The sequence below is a fragment of the Bradyrhizobium sp. GW821-FHT13H05 genome (assembly GCF_058804065.1).
This window is the reverse complement of record NZ_JBXAPO010000003.1, coordinates 501,003-517,809: the sequence shown is the minus strand read 5'-3', so window position 1 is coordinate 517,809 and position 16,807 is coordinate 501,003. Positions and strand designations below refer to the sequence as shown.

General features: G+C 63.9%; 18 protein-coding genes. 8 read left to right on the top strand and 10 right to left on the bottom strand.

The window, feature by feature from the left end; genetic code table 11:
- Window positions 1–4: 4 nt before the first annotated feature.
- Both AC1RR3_RS11310 and grxD read right to left on the bottom strand, forming a co-directional pair.
- Window positions 5–556 (bottom strand): O-acetyl-ADP-ribose deacetylase, encoded by a 552-nt coding sequence (locus AC1RR3_RS11310; protein WP_492822390.1) that lies wholly within the window; start codon window positions 554–556, stop codon window positions 5–7.
- Window positions 557–559: 3 nt separating this feature from the next.
- Window positions 560–886, bottom strand: a complete 327-nt coding sequence (gene grxD, locus AC1RR3_RS11305; protein WP_008139425.1) for a Grx4 family monothiol glutaredoxin — start codon at window positions 884–886, stop codon at window positions 560–562.
- A 283-nt stretch (window positions 887–1,169) separates the two neighbouring features.
- Here grxD and egtB point away from each other — a divergent pair, with 283 nt between their 5' ends.
- Both egtB and egtD read left to right on the top strand, forming a co-directional pair.
- Window positions 1,170–2,417 (top strand): ergothioneine biosynthesis protein EgtB, encoded by a 1,248-nt coding sequence (egtB, locus tag AC1RR3_RS11300; protein WP_492822388.1) that lies wholly within the window; start codon window positions 1,170–1,172, stop codon window positions 2,415–2,417.
- 52 nt (window positions 2,418–2,469) lie between these two features.
- Window positions 2,470–3,441, top strand: coding sequence for an L-histidine N(alpha)-methyltransferase (gene egtD, locus AC1RR3_RS11295; RefSeq protein ID WP_492822386.1), 972 nt, complete (start codon window positions 2,470–2,472; stop codon window positions 3,439–3,441).
- Window positions 3,442–3,454: 13 nt separating this feature from the next.
- Here the strand turns inward: egtD and AC1RR3_RS11290 are convergent, their stop codons facing one another.
- Both AC1RR3_RS11290 and AC1RR3_RS11285 read right to left on the bottom strand, forming a co-directional pair.
- Entirely contained in the window at window positions 3,455–4,648 is a 1,194-nt protein-coding gene (locus AC1RR3_RS11290; RefSeq protein WP_492823146.1) for a low temperature requirement protein A, read from the bottom strand.
- A 27-nt stretch (window positions 4,649–4,675) separates the two neighbouring features.
- Window positions 4,676–4,912, bottom strand: a complete 237-nt coding sequence (locus AC1RR3_RS11285) for a BolA/IbaG family iron-sulfur metabolism protein (RefSeq protein WP_008139419.1) — start codon at window positions 4,910–4,912, stop codon at window positions 4,676–4,678.
- Window positions 4,913–5,135: 223 nt separating this feature from the next.
- On the opposite strand from AC1RR3_RS11285, the gene AC1RR3_RS11280 reads away from it, so the two are divergent.
- A complete protein-coding gene (locus AC1RR3_RS11280; RefSeq protein ID WP_492822383.1) occupies window positions 5,136–5,495 on the top strand; it encodes a DUF427 domain-containing protein in 360 nt (119 codons plus the stop codon).
- Between the two features lie 99 nt (window positions 5,496–5,594).
- Here AC1RR3_RS11280 and AC1RR3_RS11275 read toward each other — a convergent pair whose 3' ends face one another.
- Window positions 5,595–5,768: a DUF1328 domain-containing protein gene (locus AC1RR3_RS11275; protein ID WP_008139417.1), complete on the bottom strand. Its 174-nt coding sequence runs from the start codon at window positions 5,766–5,768 to the stop codon at window positions 5,595–5,597.
- A 181-nt stretch (window positions 5,769–5,949) separates the two neighbouring features.
- On the opposite strand from AC1RR3_RS11275, the gene AC1RR3_RS11270 reads away from it, so the two are divergent.
- Window positions 5,950–7,137 (top strand): acyltransferase family protein, encoded by a 1,188-nt coding sequence (locus tag AC1RR3_RS11270; RefSeq protein WP_492822381.1) that lies wholly within the window; start codon window positions 5,950–5,952, stop codon window positions 7,135–7,137.
- 122 nt (window positions 7,138–7,259) lie between these two features.
- Here the strand turns inward: AC1RR3_RS11270 and purL are convergent, their stop codons facing one another.
- Window positions 7,260–9,467 (bottom strand): phosphoribosylformylglycinamidine synthase subunit PurL, encoded by a 2,208-nt coding sequence (gene purL, locus AC1RR3_RS11265; RefSeq protein ID WP_492822379.1) that lies wholly within the window; start codon window positions 9,465–9,467, stop codon window positions 7,260–7,262.
- Window positions 9,468–9,651: 184 nt separating this feature from the next.
- Here purL and AC1RR3_RS11260 point away from each other — a divergent pair, with 184 nt between their 5' ends.
- Both AC1RR3_RS11260 and AC1RR3_RS11255 read left to right on the top strand, forming a co-directional pair.
- Window positions 9,652–10,131, top strand: coding sequence for a PaaI family thioesterase (locus tag AC1RR3_RS11260; RefSeq protein ID WP_492822377.1), 480 nt, complete (start codon window positions 9,652–9,654; stop codon window positions 10,129–10,131).
- A 74-nt stretch (window positions 10,132–10,205) separates the two neighbouring features.
- A complete protein-coding gene (locus AC1RR3_RS11255) occupies window positions 10,206–11,171 on the top strand; it encodes a DMT family transporter (RefSeq protein WP_492822375.1) in 966 nt (321 codons plus the stop codon).
- 31 nt (window positions 11,172–11,202) lie between these two features.
- Here AC1RR3_RS11255 and AC1RR3_RS11250 read toward each other — a convergent pair whose 3' ends face one another.
- Window positions 11,203–11,799 carry a TetR/AcrR family transcriptional regulator gene (locus AC1RR3_RS11250; RefSeq protein ID WP_492822373.1) on the bottom strand — a complete coding sequence of 199 codons (597 nt, stop codon included), beginning with the start codon at window positions 11,797–11,799 and terminating at the stop codon, window positions 11,203–11,205.
- A 132-nt stretch (window positions 11,800–11,931) separates the two neighbouring features.
- Between AC1RR3_RS11250 and AC1RR3_RS11245 the strand changes: the two genes are divergently transcribed.
- Entirely contained in the window at window positions 11,932–12,330 is a 399-nt protein-coding gene (locus tag AC1RR3_RS11245; RefSeq protein ID WP_492822371.1) for a RidA family protein, read from the top strand.
- Between the two features lie 6 nt (window positions 12,331–12,336).
- Here the strand turns inward: AC1RR3_RS11245 and AC1RR3_RS11240 are convergent, their stop codons facing one another.
- Both AC1RR3_RS11240 and purQ read right to left on the bottom strand, forming a co-directional pair.
- On the bottom strand, window positions 12,337–13,311 hold the full coding sequence (locus AC1RR3_RS11240) for a tripartite tricarboxylate transporter substrate binding protein BugD (RefSeq protein ID WP_492822369.1): 975 nt from the start codon (window positions 13,309–13,311) through the stop codon (window positions 12,337–12,339).
- Entirely contained in the window at window positions 13,308–14,009 is a 702-nt protein-coding gene (gene purQ, locus AC1RR3_RS11235; protein WP_492822367.1) for a phosphoribosylformylglycinamidine synthase subunit PurQ, read from the bottom strand. The genes AC1RR3_RS11240 and purQ overlap by 4 nt, the downstream gene beginning before the upstream one ends.
- Window positions 14,010–14,175: 166 nt before the next feature.
- Between purQ and AC1RR3_RS11230 the strand changes: the two genes are divergently transcribed.
- Entirely contained in the window at window positions 14,176–15,192 is a 1,017-nt protein-coding gene (locus tag AC1RR3_RS11230) for a magnesium and cobalt transport protein CorA (protein WP_492822365.1), read from the top strand.
- Window positions 15,193–15,309: 117 nt separating this feature from the next.
- Here the strand turns inward: AC1RR3_RS11230 and AC1RR3_RS11225 are convergent, their stop codons facing one another.
- Window positions 15,310–16,611, bottom strand: a complete 1,302-nt coding sequence (locus tag AC1RR3_RS11225; protein ID WP_492822363.1) for a protoglobin domain-containing protein — start codon at window positions 16,609–16,611, stop codon at window positions 15,310–15,312.
- Window positions 16,612–16,807 lie beyond the last annotated feature (196 nt).

Below are 16,807 nucleotides of genomic sequence, written 5' to 3'. Positions count from 1 at the left end.
GTTATCAGGCACAAGGGCCGCTGTGTCGCGCAAGCGCCTCGGCATGGAGTTTGGCGCTCGGCTCGGAGAAGCAGCAGAACACGACACGGGTGACGGACGGTGCTGCGGGCAGCATTTCGACGATCGTGCGCACGGCGATATCGGCCGCCCGGTCGGCAGGAAAGCGATAGATGCCGGTCGAAATCGCAGGAAATGCCACCGAGGTCAGCTTGTGCTTCCCGCACAGCTCCATCGAACGGCGATAGCAGGAGGCGAGCAGATCGTCCTCGCCGAGCGTGCCGGCGTTCCAGACCGGCCCGACGGTGTGGATCACATGTGCGGCCTTGAGCCGATAGCCTTTGGTGATCTTGGCGTCGCCGGTCTTGCAGCCGTGGAGCATCCGGCATTCGGCGACGAGGTCGGGCCCGGCGGCCCGATGGATCGCACCATCAACGCCGCCCCCGCCAAGGAGCGACGTATCGGCCGCGTTGACGATGGCGTCAACGCTCAGCGTGGTGATGTCGGCAACGATGACCTCGAGCTCGGCGCCGCCAATCCGGCGCGTCAGCTGGGTCACCTATCAGGCCGCGACGGCGACGCCCTTCTCGGAGAAGAGCTGCTGCAATTCGCCGGCCTGGAACATCTCGCGGACGATGTCGCAGCCGCCGATGAACTCACCCTTCACATAGAGCTGGGGGATGGTCGGCCAGTTCGAGAATTCCTTGATGCCGTTGCGAAGCTCGGCGGATTCGAGGACGTTGAGGCCCTTATAGCCAACGCCGATGTGATCGAGGATCTGAACGACCTGACCGGAGAAACCGCACTGGGGAAATTGCGGCGTACCCTTCATGAACAGAACCACGTCGTTTGACTTCACTTCGTTGGCGATGAATTCCGCGATGCTCATATCCGTGTCCTTTTGGGGCGGAGCCCTCAACAATCCCTTCGGGCTGGCTCAGCCGATTTAACCCGATACCTGCCTATATATGTAGCCCAAACCGTTGTGCATCCAAAGTAAAATGGCGGCGAACAGGCCCGGAGCGGCCGGTCCCGGCAGCCCATTACATGATGGCACGAATATCATCACCGGGGAGGACTTTCATACCGCAACGGAGCCCCTATCTAGGACAAACCCCGGTTTTGGAACCGGGCAACGCCAACAACGTTCTCTTGTCTGTCTGGAGAAAAACGTGACGAAACAAGCCTCCGCTACGGCCAGTCCGCCGCTTTCGTCACCGTCCTCCGCGCCGGGCAACCTCGCCCGGCGGCTTGAGGATGCCTTCCTCGCCGTCCGCAACGAGACCGAGCACCGGGCTGCCCCGCTCTCGCCCGAGGACCAGCAGATCCAGTCCATGCCGGACGCGAGCCCGGCGAAATGGCACCGGGCCCACACCACCTGGTTCTGGGAGCAGTTTCTGCTCGGCGAGCATGCCCCCGGCTACCGCCCCTTCCATCCCGATTTCGCGTTCCTGTTCAATTCCTATTACGTCAGCGCCGGCCCCCGTCATGCCCGCAATCATCGCGGCGACATCACCCGCCCGAGTGCGAACGAGGTCGGCGCCTACCGCAACCATGTCGATACCGCCGTCGTCAAATTCTTCCGCGAGGCCGGCGAGGACAAGCTCCGGACCGTTGCGCCTCTGGTCGAGGTCGGACTCAACCATGAGCAGCAGCATCAGGAATTGATGTTCACCGACATCCTGCATGCCTTCGCCCAGAACCCGGTCTATCCCGCCTACGACCCGGACTGGCGCTTTCCGTCCGCGACGCGCAGCGGCGACGACTGGCTCTCCCTCAACGAAGGCATTCACACCGTCGGCCATGTCGATGACAGTTTTCATTTCGACAACGAGAAGCCGGCACATCGCGCCCTGGTCGGACCGGTCAGGATCGCCCGCAATCTCGTCACCAATGCCGAATGGCTCGCCTTCATGCGGGATGGCGGCTACGCGAACGCAACGCTGTGGCTGATGGACGGCTTTGCCGCCGGCAGCAAGGAAGACTGGCAGGCGCCGGGCCATTGGCGCGAGGTTGACGGCCAATGGCAGGTGATGACGCTCGCCGGCCTCAAGCCGGTCGACCCCGACGCGCCGGTCTGCCACATCAGCTATTACGAGGCCGATGCCTTCGCGCGCTGGGCCGGAAAGCATCTGCCGACCGAGATGGAATGGGAGGTCGCGGCCCGCACCAAGCAGCTCAACGACGCCTTCGGCATTGTCTGGCAGTGGACCCGTTCTTCGTATTCGCCCTACCCCGGCTATCGCGCGATCGAAGGCGCCCTCGGCGAATACAACGGCAAGTTCATGGTCAATCAGTTGGTGCTACGCGGCTCCTCGCTTGCAACCCCGGAGGGGCACAGCCGTATTACCTATCGTAACTTCTTCTACCCGCACCACCGCTGGCAGTTCACCGGACTGCGGCTCGCCGACTACGAGTAAAATTCTCATCCGACGACAAATGCGCGCCGGACAGCGCGTTCAGGAGAGTATCATGAATGTGCACGCCAGCGCTTTGGCCGAAGCCCATCTTCCCGACGAGCAGACCACAGCCTTTGCCCGCGAGGCCATCGAGGACCTCTCGCAGCAACCGAAAAAACTGTCGCCGAAATACTTTTATGACGCGACCGGATCGGAGCTGTTCGAGGCGATCACGCGCCTGCCGGAATATTATCCGACCCGCACCGAGCTATCAATCCTGAAGGAACGCGGCAGCGAGATCGCAACGATCATTCCGGAGCATGCGGCGCTGGTCGAGTTCGGCGCCGGCGCGACCACAAAGGTCCGCCTGCTGCTGAACCAGTGCAAGTTCGCGGCCTACGTCCCGGTCGACATCTCCGGCGACTTCCTGAAGGCGCAGGCCAACGGCCTGAAGCGGGATTTTCCCGCGCTCGCCATCTATCCCGTGGCTGCCGACTTCACCACGCCGTTCGAGCTGCCCAAGACGGTCGCGTCAATGCCCAAGGTCGGCTTCTTCCCCGGTTCGACCATCGGCAATTTCGAGCCGCATGAAGCGCAGGCCTTCCTGAAGAGCGCGCGCCAGATCCTGGGCAAGGGCGCGCAGATGATCATCGGCGCCGATCTCGAAAAGGACGAGCGCGTGCTGCATGATGCCTACAACGATGCGGCCGGCGTCACCGCGCGCTTCAATCTCAATGTGCTGGTGCGCATCAACCGCGAGCTCGGCGGCAATTTCGACCTCTCCGCCTTCACCCATCGCGCGATCTACAACCGCGAGCGGCACCGCATCGAGATGCACCTGATCAGCAAGAAGAACCAGACCGTGCGCCTGCTCGGGACCAGCTTCTCGTTCCGCCCGGGCGAGAGCATCCATACCGAAAACAGCTACAAATACAGCATCGAGCGTTTTGCGGCGCTGGCGCAGGGCGCCGGCTGGCGGGTGCGCGAGAGCTGGATGGATGCGGCGAAGATGTTCTCGGTGCATGCGCTGGAGGCGGCGGAGTAAACGCGCCGGGAGCTCAATGTTCCCCGGCCTCCTCCGGCTTCGATCCCAGTGACATCGACTCCCACACTGCCACGACGATCATGATCATCGTGGTCGCGACCGATAGCCAAAGCGGCGAGAGCGCTGCCGCGAACCACCACAGCGTCAGCAGGAGGATGATGCCGATGCCGTGCGAGAGCTGGAGGAAGCCACGGATCGCGTGCTTGAACAGGATGGTGCCGACCAGAAACACCAGCGGCCCGCCGATCGTGCTCACGATAGTCCTGATATCGGAATGGCCGGCCGGATGCTTCAGCACCAGCTCGTCCGAGACCGCGGTCAGGATGATGCCGGCGACGATCGGCATGTGCAGATAGGTGTAGGCGAGCCGCGCCAGCCGGCCGGATTCGGCGGACTTCGAGATGCGTTCGGAGCCGGCTTCAGCGCCCTTGTGGAAATAGATCCACCACATCGCGATAGCACCGACCAGCGCCGAGACGAAGGCGAGGATGTTGTCTGCGGTCCAGTCCAGCTCGGCAAAGGTCGCACCGTTGACGACGACGGCCTCGCCGAGCGCGATGATGATGAAGCCAGCGCAGCGCTCGGCCATGTGACCGCCCTCGACGGCCCAGGCCTCCACCGACGAGAAACCCAGCTTCGGCACCCAGAAGCGGACCGCCGGCGAGATATATTCGATCGTAAGCGCTACGATCCAGAACCACAGCCGCTCCTCCCCGTGCGCCAGGCCCCCGAGGATCCAGAACATCGCGGAGCCGCTGAGCCAGACCAGGATGCGGATCGCATTGTGCCGCACCGCCGTCCGGTGGCGCGGGGTTGCGAACAGCCAGAACGCGGTACGTCCGACCTGCATGGTCGCATAGGCGATCGCGAACCACAGGCCTCGCCCTTCGAACGCGGTCGGGATCGTCGTCGACAGCACGAGGCCGCCCAGCATCATCAGGAAGATCAGGATACGGACCGGCGTCAGCTCGGGATTGAGCCAGTTGGTGACCCAGGCGGTGTAGACCCACACCCACCACACCGCGAGGAACAGCACCGTGACATGCACCGCGCCGAGCGGCGTGAAATGGTGCAGCAGGGTGTGCGACACCTGCGTGACGGCAAAGACGAACACGAGGTCGAAGAACAGCTCGGCATTGGTGACGCGGCTGTGCTGGTTCGGCAGGATGACGCGAAACATCGCGCCGCGCGGATTGTCCGCAGCCATCATCGTGCCCCCGTCGTGCTGGTCAGGTCAGGTCCCGGGTACGCCGGTTTGCAGCGCCAGCGCGTGCAGTACGCCGCCCATCTGGCCTTGCAGGGACTGATAGACGATCTGGTGCTGCTGGACGCGGGACTTGCCGCGGAAGGATTCCGAGATCACGGTCGCGGCGTAGTGGTCACCGTCGCCGGCGAGGTCACGGATCGTCACCTCGGCATCGGGGATCGCTGCCTTGATCATCGCCTCGATATCGTGGGCGTCCATGGGCATTCGGGTCGTGCTCCTTGTCTCGGCCTGCAGCCTCGGCGCTTTTAGCCTCGGCGTCGAATCGCTGCCGGGGTCCGGATCTGCAAAGCCAAACTTGCCGGCGGGGCCAAACTTAGCGTGAATGGCCTTCTACGTCACGCCTTCAGGCACTATATCCCTGATCCCATCAGGATAAAGGCACGACAAAGTGCCGCGCGCGGCAGATCGATAGAAAAGGCGTGAAATCATGAAGCTTCCAGGGCCGGACCACCCTATCACCATCACCCCAACCCCCCGCCGCGTCCGCGTCACGGCGGGCGACGTCGTGATCGCCGAGACCAGCAAGGCACTGACCCTGAAGGAGGCCAAATATCCGGCGGTGCAATATGTGCCCAGGGAGGACGCCAACATGGCGCTGCTGGAGCGCACCGACCGCGTCACCCATTGCCCCTACAAGGGCGATGCGAGCTATTACAGCGTCAAGGCCGACGGCAAGACGCTGGACAATGCGATCTGGACCTACGAAACGCCCTTCCCCGCGATGACGGAGATTTCCGGCCATCTCGCCTTCTATCCGGACAAGGTGAAGATCGAGGAAGTGGGGTAGTTTTGGATGCTGTCATTCCGGGGCGATGCGAAGCATCGAACCCGGAATCTCGAGATTCCGGGTTCGGTCCTGCGGACCGCCCCGGAATGACTCCAGGGGCTACGCCCTGAATATCGTGAGCCCGAGTACCAGCAGCACCAGAAAGATCACGACGAAGACATAGAACAGGAAGCGGGCGATGTCGGCGGAGGCGGCCGAGATGCCGGTGAAGCCGAGCACACCGGCCACGATCGAGATCAATAAAAAGATCAGCGCCCATTTCAGGATCGTCATCGCCAACTCCGACTCAAAGCCGCAACTCAACGGCCCTCAACCTGTACGTGGACCCTAACTTCGCTGCGCGGAACTGGTTCCTGATCGCACGATGGGAAGCTTTTGCGGCACAAACTGCGCTTGCTGAATCCGGTTCCCGGCGGCACAGTCCGCCCGGGACAGGAGCGCAACCGGGGCGACGATGATCACGATGTCACATTCCGCGGCAATCGGCGCAGAGGCGCACGCCGCGCCGAAGGCCAAGGCGCGCAATCTGTCGCTCGATCGCGCCCGCACCTTCCTGACGCTGGTGGTGCTGCTGCATCACGCCGTCATTCCCTACACCTATTTCGGTCACACCGACCCCGCGTCCTGGATCGGTTTCGACATCGTGGTGCTGGCGACCGACAGCTTCTTCATGGCGATGTTCTTCTTCCTGTCGGGACTGTTCACGTGGTCCGGCATCGCGCGCAAGGCGCCAAAGGTTTTCCTGCGCGACCGCCTGCTGCGGCTCGGGCTGCCATTTGCGATCGCGGCCTTCACCGTCATTCCGCTCGCCTATTACGCGATCGCGCTGCGGCACGATCCCGAGCTGACCTTCGCTTCGTTCTGGTGGAAGACGATCACATCAGGCCCGTGGCCGAGCGGTCCGATCTGGTTCGTGTGGGTGCTGCTCGCGTTCGACCTGACCGCGAGCCTGCTCTACCGGGTCTCGGCGCATCTGGTCGATCCGGTCAACCGCATCTCGCTGCGCGGCTTTGATCAGCCGGCCGTATTCTGGCTGCTGCTCGCCGCCGTCAGCATCATCGTCTATGTGCCGGCGTTGCTCTATTTCGGCGGCAGCCGGTGGTTCGAGTTCGGGCCGTTCTCGGTGCAGGCGAGCCGCATCCTGCTCTACTTCGCCTATTTCTTCATCGGCGTCAGCGTCGGTGCGGCGAATTTCGATCGCGGCATCCTCAGCGCCGACGGCCAACTGCCGAAGAGCCGCTGGATTTGGGTGATCGTCACGCTGATCCCCTATTGCCTGATGTGGGTCATGATCTACACCAAGCGCGAAATCCTGGGCAACCCCGACCCGCAGCCGCACTGGTACCAGGCGATCTACGGCACGTTCTTCGTGCTGTTCTCGGCCTCGATCCTGCTCGCGATCCTCGCGTTCTTCCTGCACCAGAAGTCGCCGGGCCCGAACCTGCTCGACCGCATGCAGGCCGACGCCTACGGCATGTTCCTGGTGCACTACCCGATCGCGCTGTGGATCCAGTACGCGCTGTACGACTACGGGTGGCCGGCGATCATGAAGGCCGCGATCGGCTTCGTGCTCACGGTGATGCTGAGCTGGGGACTGACGGCGGTGTTACGGAAGATTCCGGGCGCGTCGCACGTGTTGTGAGGCCAAGGTCTCTCCGTGCGTCATTGCGAGGAGCCCTTGCGACGAAGCAATCCAGACTGCCTCAACGGTGAGATTCTGGATTGCTTCGCTGCGCTCGTAATGACGGAGCTTGTTGAAGCGCCTTACGCCGCCTTGCCCATATACTCCGGCAGCCAGCGCTCGAACGATTTGCGTAGCGCATCGATCGCGACCGGTGCCTCGCCGGCGATCGCAATCGCATCGCCGCCGGTGGTGCCGATCCGCACGCAGGGCACCTCGCAGCCGCGCATCTTGGCGAGCACGAGACCTGCCTCTGCCTCCGGCACGGTGACGAGATAGCGCGCCTGGTCCTCGCCGAACCAATAGGCCTGCGGCACCAGCGCGGTCGGCGCTGCCAGCAGCTTTGCGCCGATGCCGCTCGCCATCGCCATCTCGGCAAGCGCAATCAGCAGCCCACCATCGGAGAGGTCGTGTACGGCGGTCGCGGTGCCCGCATGGATCATGCCGCGCACGCAGTCGCCATTGCGCTTCTCGGCAGCGAGATCGACCGGCGGCGGCGCGCCCTCCTCACGACCGCAGATGTCGCGCAGGTAAACCGACTGGCCGAGCCAGCCATGGGTGTCGCCGATCAGCAGGATCGCCTCGCCCTCGGCCTTGAAGGCGAGTGAGGCGGACTTGGTGAAATCGTCGAGCAGGCCGACGCCGCCGATTGAGGGTGTCGGGAGGATCGCGCGGCCGTTGGTCTCGTTGTAGAGCGAGACGTTGCCGGAGACGACCGGGAAGTCGAGCGTGCGGCAGGCTTCCGAGATGCCCTTGAGGCAGCCGACGAACTGGCCCATGATCTCGGGCCGCTCAGGATTGCCGAAATTGAGATTGTCGGTGATCGCGAGCGGCTTGCCGCCGACCGCGGTGATATTGCGCCAGGCTTCCGCCACCGCCTGCATGCCGCCCTGATAGGGGTCGGCTTCGCAATAGCGCGGCGTAACGTCAACGGTCAGCGCGAGACCCTTGGGGCCGTCCTGCACGCGCACCACGGCGGCATCGCCGCCGGGACGCTGCATGGTGTTGCCGAGAATGACGTGGTCGTACTGCTCCCAGACCCAGCGCTTGCTGCACATGTCGGGCGTGCCGATCAGCTTCTCCAGCGCGCTCCCTACGCCCATCGGTGCCGGCACCTCGCGGGCGTGCACGACAGGCAGCGCGGCGGAAGGCACATGCGGACGGTCGTAGAGCGGCGCCTCGTCGCCGAGCTCCTTGATCGGCAGATCGGCCATGACGTCGCCGCCATGCTTGACCACGAAACGCTTGCTCGGTGTGGTGTAGCCGACCACGGCGAAGTCGAGGCCCCACTTCTTGAAGATGGCCTCGGCTTCCTTTTCCTTCTCGGGCTTGAGCACCATGAGCATGCGCTCCTGGCTCTCCGAGAGCATCATCTCGTAGGCGCTCATGCCGGTCTCGCGGGTCGGCACCGCATCGAGATCGAGATCGACGCCGAGGTCGCCCTTGGCACCCATCTCGACCGCCGAGCAGGTCAGCCCTGCCGCGCCCATGTCCTGGATCGCGATCACGCAATCGGCTTCCATGATCTCGAGACAGGCTTCCAGCAGCAGTTTTTCGGCGAAGGGATCGCCAACCTGCACGGTCGGGCGCTTCTCCTCGGACTTGTCGTCGAACTCGGCCGAGGCCATCGAGGCGCCGTGGATGCCGTCACGGCCGGTCTTCGAGCCCAGATAGACGATCGGCATGTTCACGCCGGAGGCGGCCGCATAGAAGATCTTGTCGGCATCGGCGAGGCCCACGGCCATCGCATTGACGAGAATGTTGCCGTCATAACGGGTGTGGAAGCGCACCTGGCCACCGACCGTCGGCACGCCGAAGGAATTGCCGTAGCCGCCGACACCGGCCACCACGCCGGAGACGAGATGCCGCGTCTTGGCATGCTCAGGCGCGCCGAAGCTCAGCGCATTGAGGCAGGCGATGGGCCGCGCGCCCATGGTGAAGACGTCGCGCAAAATGCCGCCGACGCCGGTGGTCGCGCCCTGATAGGGCTCGATATAGCTCGGGTGGTTGTGGCTCTCCATCTTGAAGACCACGGCCTGGCCGTCGCCGATATCGATCACGCCGGCGTTCTCGCCGGGGCCCTGGATCACCCAGGGTGCCTTGGTCGGCAGGCCGCGCAGATGGATGCGCGAGGATTTGTACGAGCAGTGCTCGTTCCACATCGCCGAGAAGATGCCGAGCTCGGTGAAGGTCGGCTCCCGCCCGATCAGCTTCAGGATGCGCTCATACTCGTCGGGCTTGAGCCCGTGGGCGGCGACCAGTTCCGGGGTGATCTTGGGTTCGTTCTTCATGGCTTCAGGGGCTTTCGGCGTCGGTTGGCCGTTCTTAGGAACATCGGGGGGCTTGGAAAAGCCCTTTATGGCGCATTTTCCCGCTGTCCCACGTTTTGCGGCAGGTCGGCGCAGGAACGGGAATTGCACCGCGCTGACGGATCGGATTTAAGGGCAAAAGACCCGCAATTGAAGGCCCATTTCCTTGCACGAATTGACCAAAACGGCCCCTTCCCCCCGCCCCGAGCTTCATGTCGCGACCGAGGGCGAATTTGCGGGCTGGCAGACCTGGATCCGCGACAGCTTTGAGAACCATATCGGCCCCTTCTGGCACCGCCTGGAGGCCGATGGCAGCGTCCGCTGCGCCTTCCGGGTGGAAAAGAAGCATCTGAACGGCTCCGGCAACGTCCACGGCGGCTGCTTCATGGCCTTCGCCGACTATTGCCTGTTCGCGATCGGCCGCCACGCGCTGAACGGCCGCGGCGTGACGGTCAATTTCGGCTGCGAGTTCCTGGATGCCGGACACGAGGGCGAGATGATCGAATGCACCGGCGAGGTCACGCGCGCCGGCGGCTCGCTGATCTTCCTGCGCGGGCAGATGACCTCCGGCGAGCGTCTTCTTTTCACGTTCTCCGGGACGATCAAGCGCGCCAAGCGGAAGCCGCTCCCTCAGCCAGACGCATAGCTCGACGCCTTCCCTTTTCGCGCCCCCTCGCCCACAGTTGCGGCAAGCGCGTTCGCGCCGGGGAGCAGAACAAGGTGCCGCAGAGCACATCGCCGAGGGGTCGCGCAGCGGCCTCCGCGCCATCGCCATTGCCGTCCATGCCCGCCACCGGGGCGCGCAGCTGGCGCGACTACGCGCTGCTGTTCGCGCTCGCCTGCTGCTGGAGTTCGACCTATCCGCTGCCAAAACTCGCGCTGGATACGATCCCGCCCATCACCTTCATCTCGGCGCGCTCGCTGATTGCGGCTGCCTTCCTGTTCGCGATCCTCTCGATGCGCGGCATCAAGCTCCCGACCGATTTGAAGGCCTGGAAGCTGTTCGCGACCCAGCAATTGATCAACTCGACCTTCCCGTTCCTGGTCATCACCTGGTCGCAGCAATATGTGCCGGCGTCGAACACGGTGGTGCTGGCCTCGACGACGCCGATCTTCGCCTTCCTGATCACCTCGCTGATCACCCGGCACGAGCCGGCGACGCTGTTGAAGCTCGCCGGCGCGATTTTGGGACTCGCCGGTACCGTGGTCATCGTAGGGCTCGATGCTCTCCACGGCTTCGGCGGCCAGATCGTCTCGGAGATCGCGATCCTGCTCGCCACCATCTCCTTCGCCTGCGCGACGATCTTCGGCCTCAGGCTGTCCGAGTACGATCCTATGGTGGTGGCGGCCGGCTCGCTGCTGTTCGGCGGCCTCATCCTGCTGCCGCCGTCCCTGATCATCGACCAGTCCTGGACGCTGCACCCGACACCGACGGCGATCATCGCCACCATCGTCATGGGCATCGTCTCGAGCGCATTGGGATTGATGCTGTTCTACGTCTGCCTCGGCCGGCTCGGCACGCTGACCACGAACGCGCAAGGCTATTTGCGCATTCCGATCGGCGTCGGCCTCTCCGTGCTGCTGCTCGGGGAGACCGTGCCGTCGAACCTGGCGCTGGGGCTGGTGCTGGTGATGGCCGGCGTTGCGGCCATGACGGTGCCGGCGAAGCGGCTGAAGTGGCGCTAGCGGGTCGTCGACGCATTGCGCCCACGCGCGGTCAAGCCGGCTTGCGGAGCAATCCGCTCGCCAATTTTCGAAACGCGTCAACGGCCTTGTTCAGTACGTCTTTCGGATCGTCGGCCGCGGCGACCCATAGTGCGGCGCTGAGCGCCGCGCCGTTCAGCAGTCGTCCAGCCGCTTCGACATCAACCGGCTTCACGACCTCTTCTTCGATCAGCGACACGATCGTTCGCATCGTGATGTCAAGGCAGGCATTCTCGCCCGGCCACTTGGATGGATCGCCGAGTACGGCAGGCCCGTCCAGCAGCATGATGCGCTGAATCTCTGGTTCGAGCGCCATTTCGATATAGGCACTGCCCTCCGCGAGCAGGCCTTGCCACAAGTTGGGCGCCTGCTCGCGGACCACGCGGAGCCGCTGTGCCATTTCGCCGTCGATCTGTTCGACGACGGCCCAGAGCAGGCCCTTCTTGTCTTCGAAATTGTGATAGAGCGCCCCCCGCGTCAGCCCGACCGAGGCCGTCAGTTCATCCATCGAGGCGTCTGCATAACCTTGCGTGGCGAACGCCTTGCGCGCGGCGCGGATGAGCTTGGCCCGATTTTCCGCCATGGCTGCGGCGCGCTTTCCCTCGACCATGCCCACTCCATTTTTCGATTGACATACGCCTCGTATGTGATCGATATACTCACATACGAACCGTATATGAACAGCACAGCTAGCGCCGCAAGGCAACTCGCGACGCTGCCATTCTTCCGAAAGGCTCAAAACATGACCCAGCGCGAGGCCATCTTCCCTGCTAACCGTCATGCCCTTTACAACGCGCATCGGTATTCACCGGCGATCCGGTCCGGCGACCTGCTCTTCGTCTCGGGGCAGGTCGGCAGTCGTGAAGACGGCTCACCCGAGCCAGTCTTCGAGGACCAGGTCCGGCGGGCGTTTGCCAATTTGCGGGCCGTGCTCGCAGCCGCCGGCTGCACGCTCGACGATGTGGTAGACGTCACCACGTTTCACACCGATCCCGCGAAGCAGATCGAGATGGTGATGGCTGTCCGCAGCGCAGAGATCGGCGGCGCGCCTTATCCGAACTGGACGGCTGTCGGCGTAAATTGGCTTGCGGGGTTCGACTTCGAGATCAAGGTTATCGCCCGGATTCCTTCAGCTGCGTAAAGCCGGCTACGGCTTGGCGTCGTCCGCGAGCATCTTCCGGTATTTCTCGACGTCGCGCGTCACGAGCTGCTGGAGCAGCTCCGGCGTGTGCTCATTGTCGTCGGGCGCAACGGTCGAAAGCTCGGCGAAACGCTTCTTCACCGCGTCGGTCTCGACCGCAGTACGCGCGGCGGCATTCAGCTTGGCGATAATTGCCGGCGGCGTGCCCTTGGGCGCGAACAGCCCATTCCAGCCCTGCGCCTCGAATTCAGGAAGGCCCGCCTCGGTTGACGTCGGCAGGTCGGGGGCCGTCGCGAGCCGCACGGTCGAGCCGACCACGAGCCCCCGCACCAGCTTCTCGTTGATCGACTGCGAGACCGAGGCGGCGGCATCGCAGACGCCGTCGATCTGGCCGCCGATCGCGTCGGTCAGCGCAGGCGCGGCGCCGCGATAGCCGATCAGCGTCGCATCGATCCCGGCCGCCGTGACGAAGCTCTTGCAGATCAAATAGTTCGACGAGCCGACGCCGGCATGGCCGAGATTGATCTTGCCCGGATTGGCCTTGGCGTAGGCGATGAACTCCTTGAGGTCCTTCGCCGGAAAATCCTTGCGCAGCGCGATGATGCCGAACGTCTTCGCCACCATCGCGATCGGCACGAAGGAGTCGGGCGTGAACGGCAGCTTCGGATAGATCGTGTAGGTCGCAGCATTGGTGCCGGCATTGCCGATCGCGATGGTGTAGCCGTCAGGCTCGGCGCGGGAGGCGCGCGCCAGCGCGGTCGAGCCGCCGGCGCCGGCGACGTTCTCGATCACGATGGTCTGGCCAAGCGCGATGCCCATCTGCTCGGCGACCGTGCGCGCGATCACGTCGGAGGTGCCGCCGGCCGCGAATGGCACGATCATGGTCACAGGACGCTTGGGAAAATCCTGGGCGAATGCGACTGTCGCAAACAACAGCGCTGCGAACGCGGCGAGAGAACGCTTCAAAACGAATGAAATCACGCGGCCTTTTCCAGATGCTGGACGAGACCGGCAAACAGGCCGCGACCGTCGGTGCAGCCCATGATGTCTTCGACGTGGTTTTCCGGATGCGGCATCATGCCGAGCACGTTGCCCCTGTCGTTGACGAGGCCGGCGATGGAGTGCGCCGCGCCGTTGATGTTGTGGCTCTCGTCGACCGCGCCGTCGGCCGAGCAGTACCGATAGAGCACCCGCCCCTCGCCCTCGATGCGCTTGATGGTCTCCTCATCCGCCTCGTAATTGCCCTCGCCATGGGCCACCGGCACGCGGATCACCTGGCCGGCATTGTAGCCGCGGGTGAACGGCGTGTCGGAGCGCTCGACGCGCAGATGCACGTCGCGGCAGATGAATTTCAGCCGCGCATTGCGCATCAGCACGCCCGGCAAGAGGCCGGACTCGCAGAGGATCTGGAAACCGTTACAGACGCCGAGCACGAGGCCGCCCTTGGCCGCATAATCGCGCACCGCATCCATCACCGGCGCGCGCGCCGCGATTGCGCCACAGCGCAAATAATCGCCATAGGAGAAACCACCGGGCACCACCACGAGATCGGTGCCTGCCGGCAGCGACGTCTCGGCGTGCCAGACCATCGCAGGCTCGCTGCCGGAGATCAGCCTCAACGCGCGCGCCATGTCGCGCTCGCGGTTGATTCCGGGAAAGACGAGGATGGCGGCTTTCATGGTTCGGGTTCCGGTGGTGACGGGAATCGGGCTGGCCAAAGGGCCAATTCGTCAGGAGACATAGCCATTTGACGAGGATTTTACCAGTGCTAGCCTTGCCGAACCGCCTTGTGCACAGGCCATGGCCAAGACGTCTGGCCGCGCGATTTGACCCGGGATTGAAGCCATGAACGTCCCGTCGCTGCCCGCATCCCCCTCCGAGCCCGTCTCCACCGAGGGTGTCGTCGCTGCCGGCGCCTATGTCGACGGCCGGCGCGTCGCCAATATCGCCATCAGCGAGGCCTCGAGCTGGCGGGCCAAGCCCGGCCATGTGGTGTGGATCGGCCTGCACGAGCCCGACATGGCGCTGCTCAGCGCCGTGCAGAAGCAGTTCGACCTGCACGACCTCGCCATCGAGGACGCCAACAACGCCCATCAACGGCCGAAGATCGAGCAATATGGCGAGGCCCTGTTCATCGTGGCGCGGACCGCGCAGCTGATCGAGGGACGGATCGCCTTCGGCGAGACCCACATCTTCGTCGGCGAAGGCTACCTGGTCTCGGTCCGCCACGGCGCCTCGACCTCCTACACGCCGGTGCGCGAACGCTGCGAAAGCTGCCCGCGGGCGCTGGCGCGCGGCGAGGACTACATCCTCTACGCCATCCTCGATTTCATCGTCGACAATTACTCGCCCGTGCTCGAGAGCATTCACGAAGAGGTCGAGGGCATCGAGGACGACGTGCTCTCGCAGCCGATCAGCAAGGCGCAGATCGAGCGTCTCTACATGCTGCGCCGTGACCTGCTGCGGCTCAGGACCGCGATCGGCCCGCTGGTGGAGGTCTGCCGCCGGCTCGAGCATGACGAGCTTGCGATGGTACGCGCGACCATGCAGCCGCTGTTCCGCGACGTCACCGACCACGTCAGGAACATCCAGGAGCGGATCGATTCCATGCGCGAGGTGCTGGCCTTCGCGTTCGAAGCGAGCCTGCTGGTCGGACAGGCGCAGGAGACAGCGGTCTCCAAGAAGCTCGCCTCCTGGCTTGCGATCATCGCGATCCCGACCGCGCTTGCCGGCATCTACGGCATGAACTTCAAGCACATGCCGGAGCTGGAGTGGGAGTACGGCTATTACCTACTGCTCGGCGTGATGCTGACGGCGTGCGGCGCGCTCTATTGGCGCTTTCGTCGCGTCGGATGGCTGTGAGCCCGGTCCGGAACACCGAAGGATGCCCTGCGGAATCGGCATCCAGGCGTCCCGCCGCAACACGATGCGGCGGGCGCCTGAAGAGCATCTTCGCAGCTCCGGGGGCCGCCAGTGCTGCTATGACTTGATGCTGTCGAAGAAGCCATCCAGCTGGGTACGCAACGTTTCGGACTGGAGCAGGAGCTGCTCCGCCGCGGACAGAACTTCCGCCGCATTTTGTCCGGTCTCGGACGACACGTGGCTGATTCCGGCGATATTGACCGAGACGTCTTCGGTCCCGTTTGCCGCCTCCTGCACGTTGCGGGCGATCTCCCTGGTCGCCAGCCCCTGCTGCTCGACAGCTGACGCGATCCGCATCGCGATCTCGCTGACCTCCGATATCGTCGCACCGATTTCCTGGATCGCACCGACCGACTCGTTGGTGGCATCCTGAATGGCGTTGATCTGCTGGCTGATCTCCTTGGTTGCCGTTGCCGTCTGGTTCGCAAGCTCCTTGACCTCGGATGCAACGACCGCGAACCCGCGTCCTGCCTCGCCGGCGCGCGCTGCCTCGATCGTCGCGTTGAGCGCCAGAAGGTTGGTCTGCGCGGCGATATCGGTGATCAGCTGGACGACCTCGCCGATCTTCTGGGCGGCCCCGGCAAGACCCTGGATCGTGACGCTCGAGCGATTGGCCTGCGCGACAGCCTGTTGTGTTATTCGGGTCGATTCCCCGACCTGCCGGCTGATCTCCGAGATCGAGCAGGAGAGCTCCTCGGTCGCCGCGGCAACCGTCTGCACATTGGCCGAGGCCTCCCGCGAGGCCATGGCAACCGTCGTCGATTGTTCCGTTGCCTTCCCCGCATTCGCAGCCAGGGTGTGCGCCGTGGCCTGGAGATTTTCCACCGCAAGCTTGACGACGCCGAGCGCGGCCCTCATCTGCTCGTCGAATTTACGAATGGCGGCCGTCAACCTGTCCTGACGCTGCTGCCGCTCGGTCAGCATGGCTTCCTGGTAGACCGAGATCGCAAGATCCATGTCGAGCATCACGGCCGTATTGACCGCGCCGAGCAGCGCGGAGAGGCGAGCCGAATTCCAGCGATTGGACCGGACGGCCAGATCGGCGAGTTGACCCAGGACATAATTGTATCCGCCGATATACCAGCGCGGCTCCAGGCCGATCTTGTTGTGAACGAGGCCGATGGCGCGGACACCTTGCATGTAGCTGTCGTCGAAGCGGCCGTTGAAAAGCCGCGCCCAATGGCTCCCCTGGGCCGATTTCAGCCGGGGAATGTCGTTACCGAGCATAAGCGCGAGTTGCGGCTCGGACGTGACATGGCGATAGAACCCTTCGAGCATCTCCGGCAGCGCCGGCTCGACCGTCTTCCAGAACTCACGCAGCAGGATCCCCGTCTGTTCATTGATGCGCATGAAGCGCATGCGCCTCTCCTGATCCCGACCGGACTCGGAAGCATCGAAAAAAGCACGTTTGTCCAATTTCATCGCCCGTTGTCTCCAGAACCATGGTTATCGGCGCCGTACAGAGATCAGCGCCGGGAAAAATTAAGTCGCTTAAGAATGACCCATCTACAAATGCACAGTGGTTCGCCTATTCACGCCCCTTGAAACTGTTGCC

Bases quoted from the DNA above. Each gene is read 5' to 3' on its own strand.
- grxD (WP_008139425.1), bottom strand. From the start codon at position 886: ATGAGCATCGCGGAATTCATCGCCAACGAAGTGAAGTCAAACGACGTG.
- egtD (WP_492822386.1), top strand. From the start codon at position 2,470: ATGAATGTGCACGCCAGCGCTTTGGCCGAAGCCCATCTTCCCGACGAG.
- AC1RR3_RS11290 (WP_492823146.1), bottom strand. From the start codon at position 4,648: ATGGCTGCGGACAATCCGCGCGGCGCGATGTTTCGCGTCATCCTGCCG.
- AC1RR3_RS11285 (WP_008139419.1), bottom strand. From the start codon at position 4,912: ATGCCCATGGACGCCCACGATATCGAGGCGATGATCAAGGCAGCGATC.
- AC1RR3_RS11280 (WP_492822383.1), top strand. From the start codon at position 5,136: ATGAAGCTTCCAGGGCCGGACCACCCTATCACCATCACCCCAACCCCC.
- AC1RR3_RS11275 (WP_008139417.1), bottom strand. From the start codon at position 5,768: ATGACGATCCTGAAATGGGCGCTGATCTTTTTATTGATCTCGATCGTG.
- AC1RR3_RS11270 (WP_492822381.1), top strand. From the start codon at position 5,950: ATGATCACGATGTCACATTCCGCGGCAATCGGCGCAGAGGCGCACGCC.
- purL (WP_492822379.1), bottom strand. From the start codon at position 9,467: ATGAAGAACGAACCCAAGATCACCCCGGAACTGGTCGCCGCCCACGGG.
- AC1RR3_RS11250 (WP_492822373.1), bottom strand. From the start codon at position 11,799: ATGGTCGAGGGAAAGCGCGCCGCAGCCATGGCGGAAAATCGGGCCAAG.
- AC1RR3_RS11245 (WP_492822371.1), top strand. From the start codon at position 11,932: ATGACCCAGCGCGAGGCCATCTTCCCTGCTAACCGTCATGCCCTTTAC.
- purQ (WP_492822367.1), bottom strand. From the start codon at position 14,009: ATGAAAGCCGCCATCCTCGTCTTTCCCGGAATCAACCGCGAGCGCGAC.
- AC1RR3_RS11230 (WP_492822365.1), top strand. From the start codon at position 14,176: ATGAACGTCCCGTCGCTGCCCGCATCCCCCTCCGAGCCCGTCTCCACC.
- AC1RR3_RS11225 (WP_492822363.1), bottom strand. From the start codon at position 16,611: ATGCGCTTCATGCGCATCAATGAACAGACGGGGATCCTGCTGCGTGAG.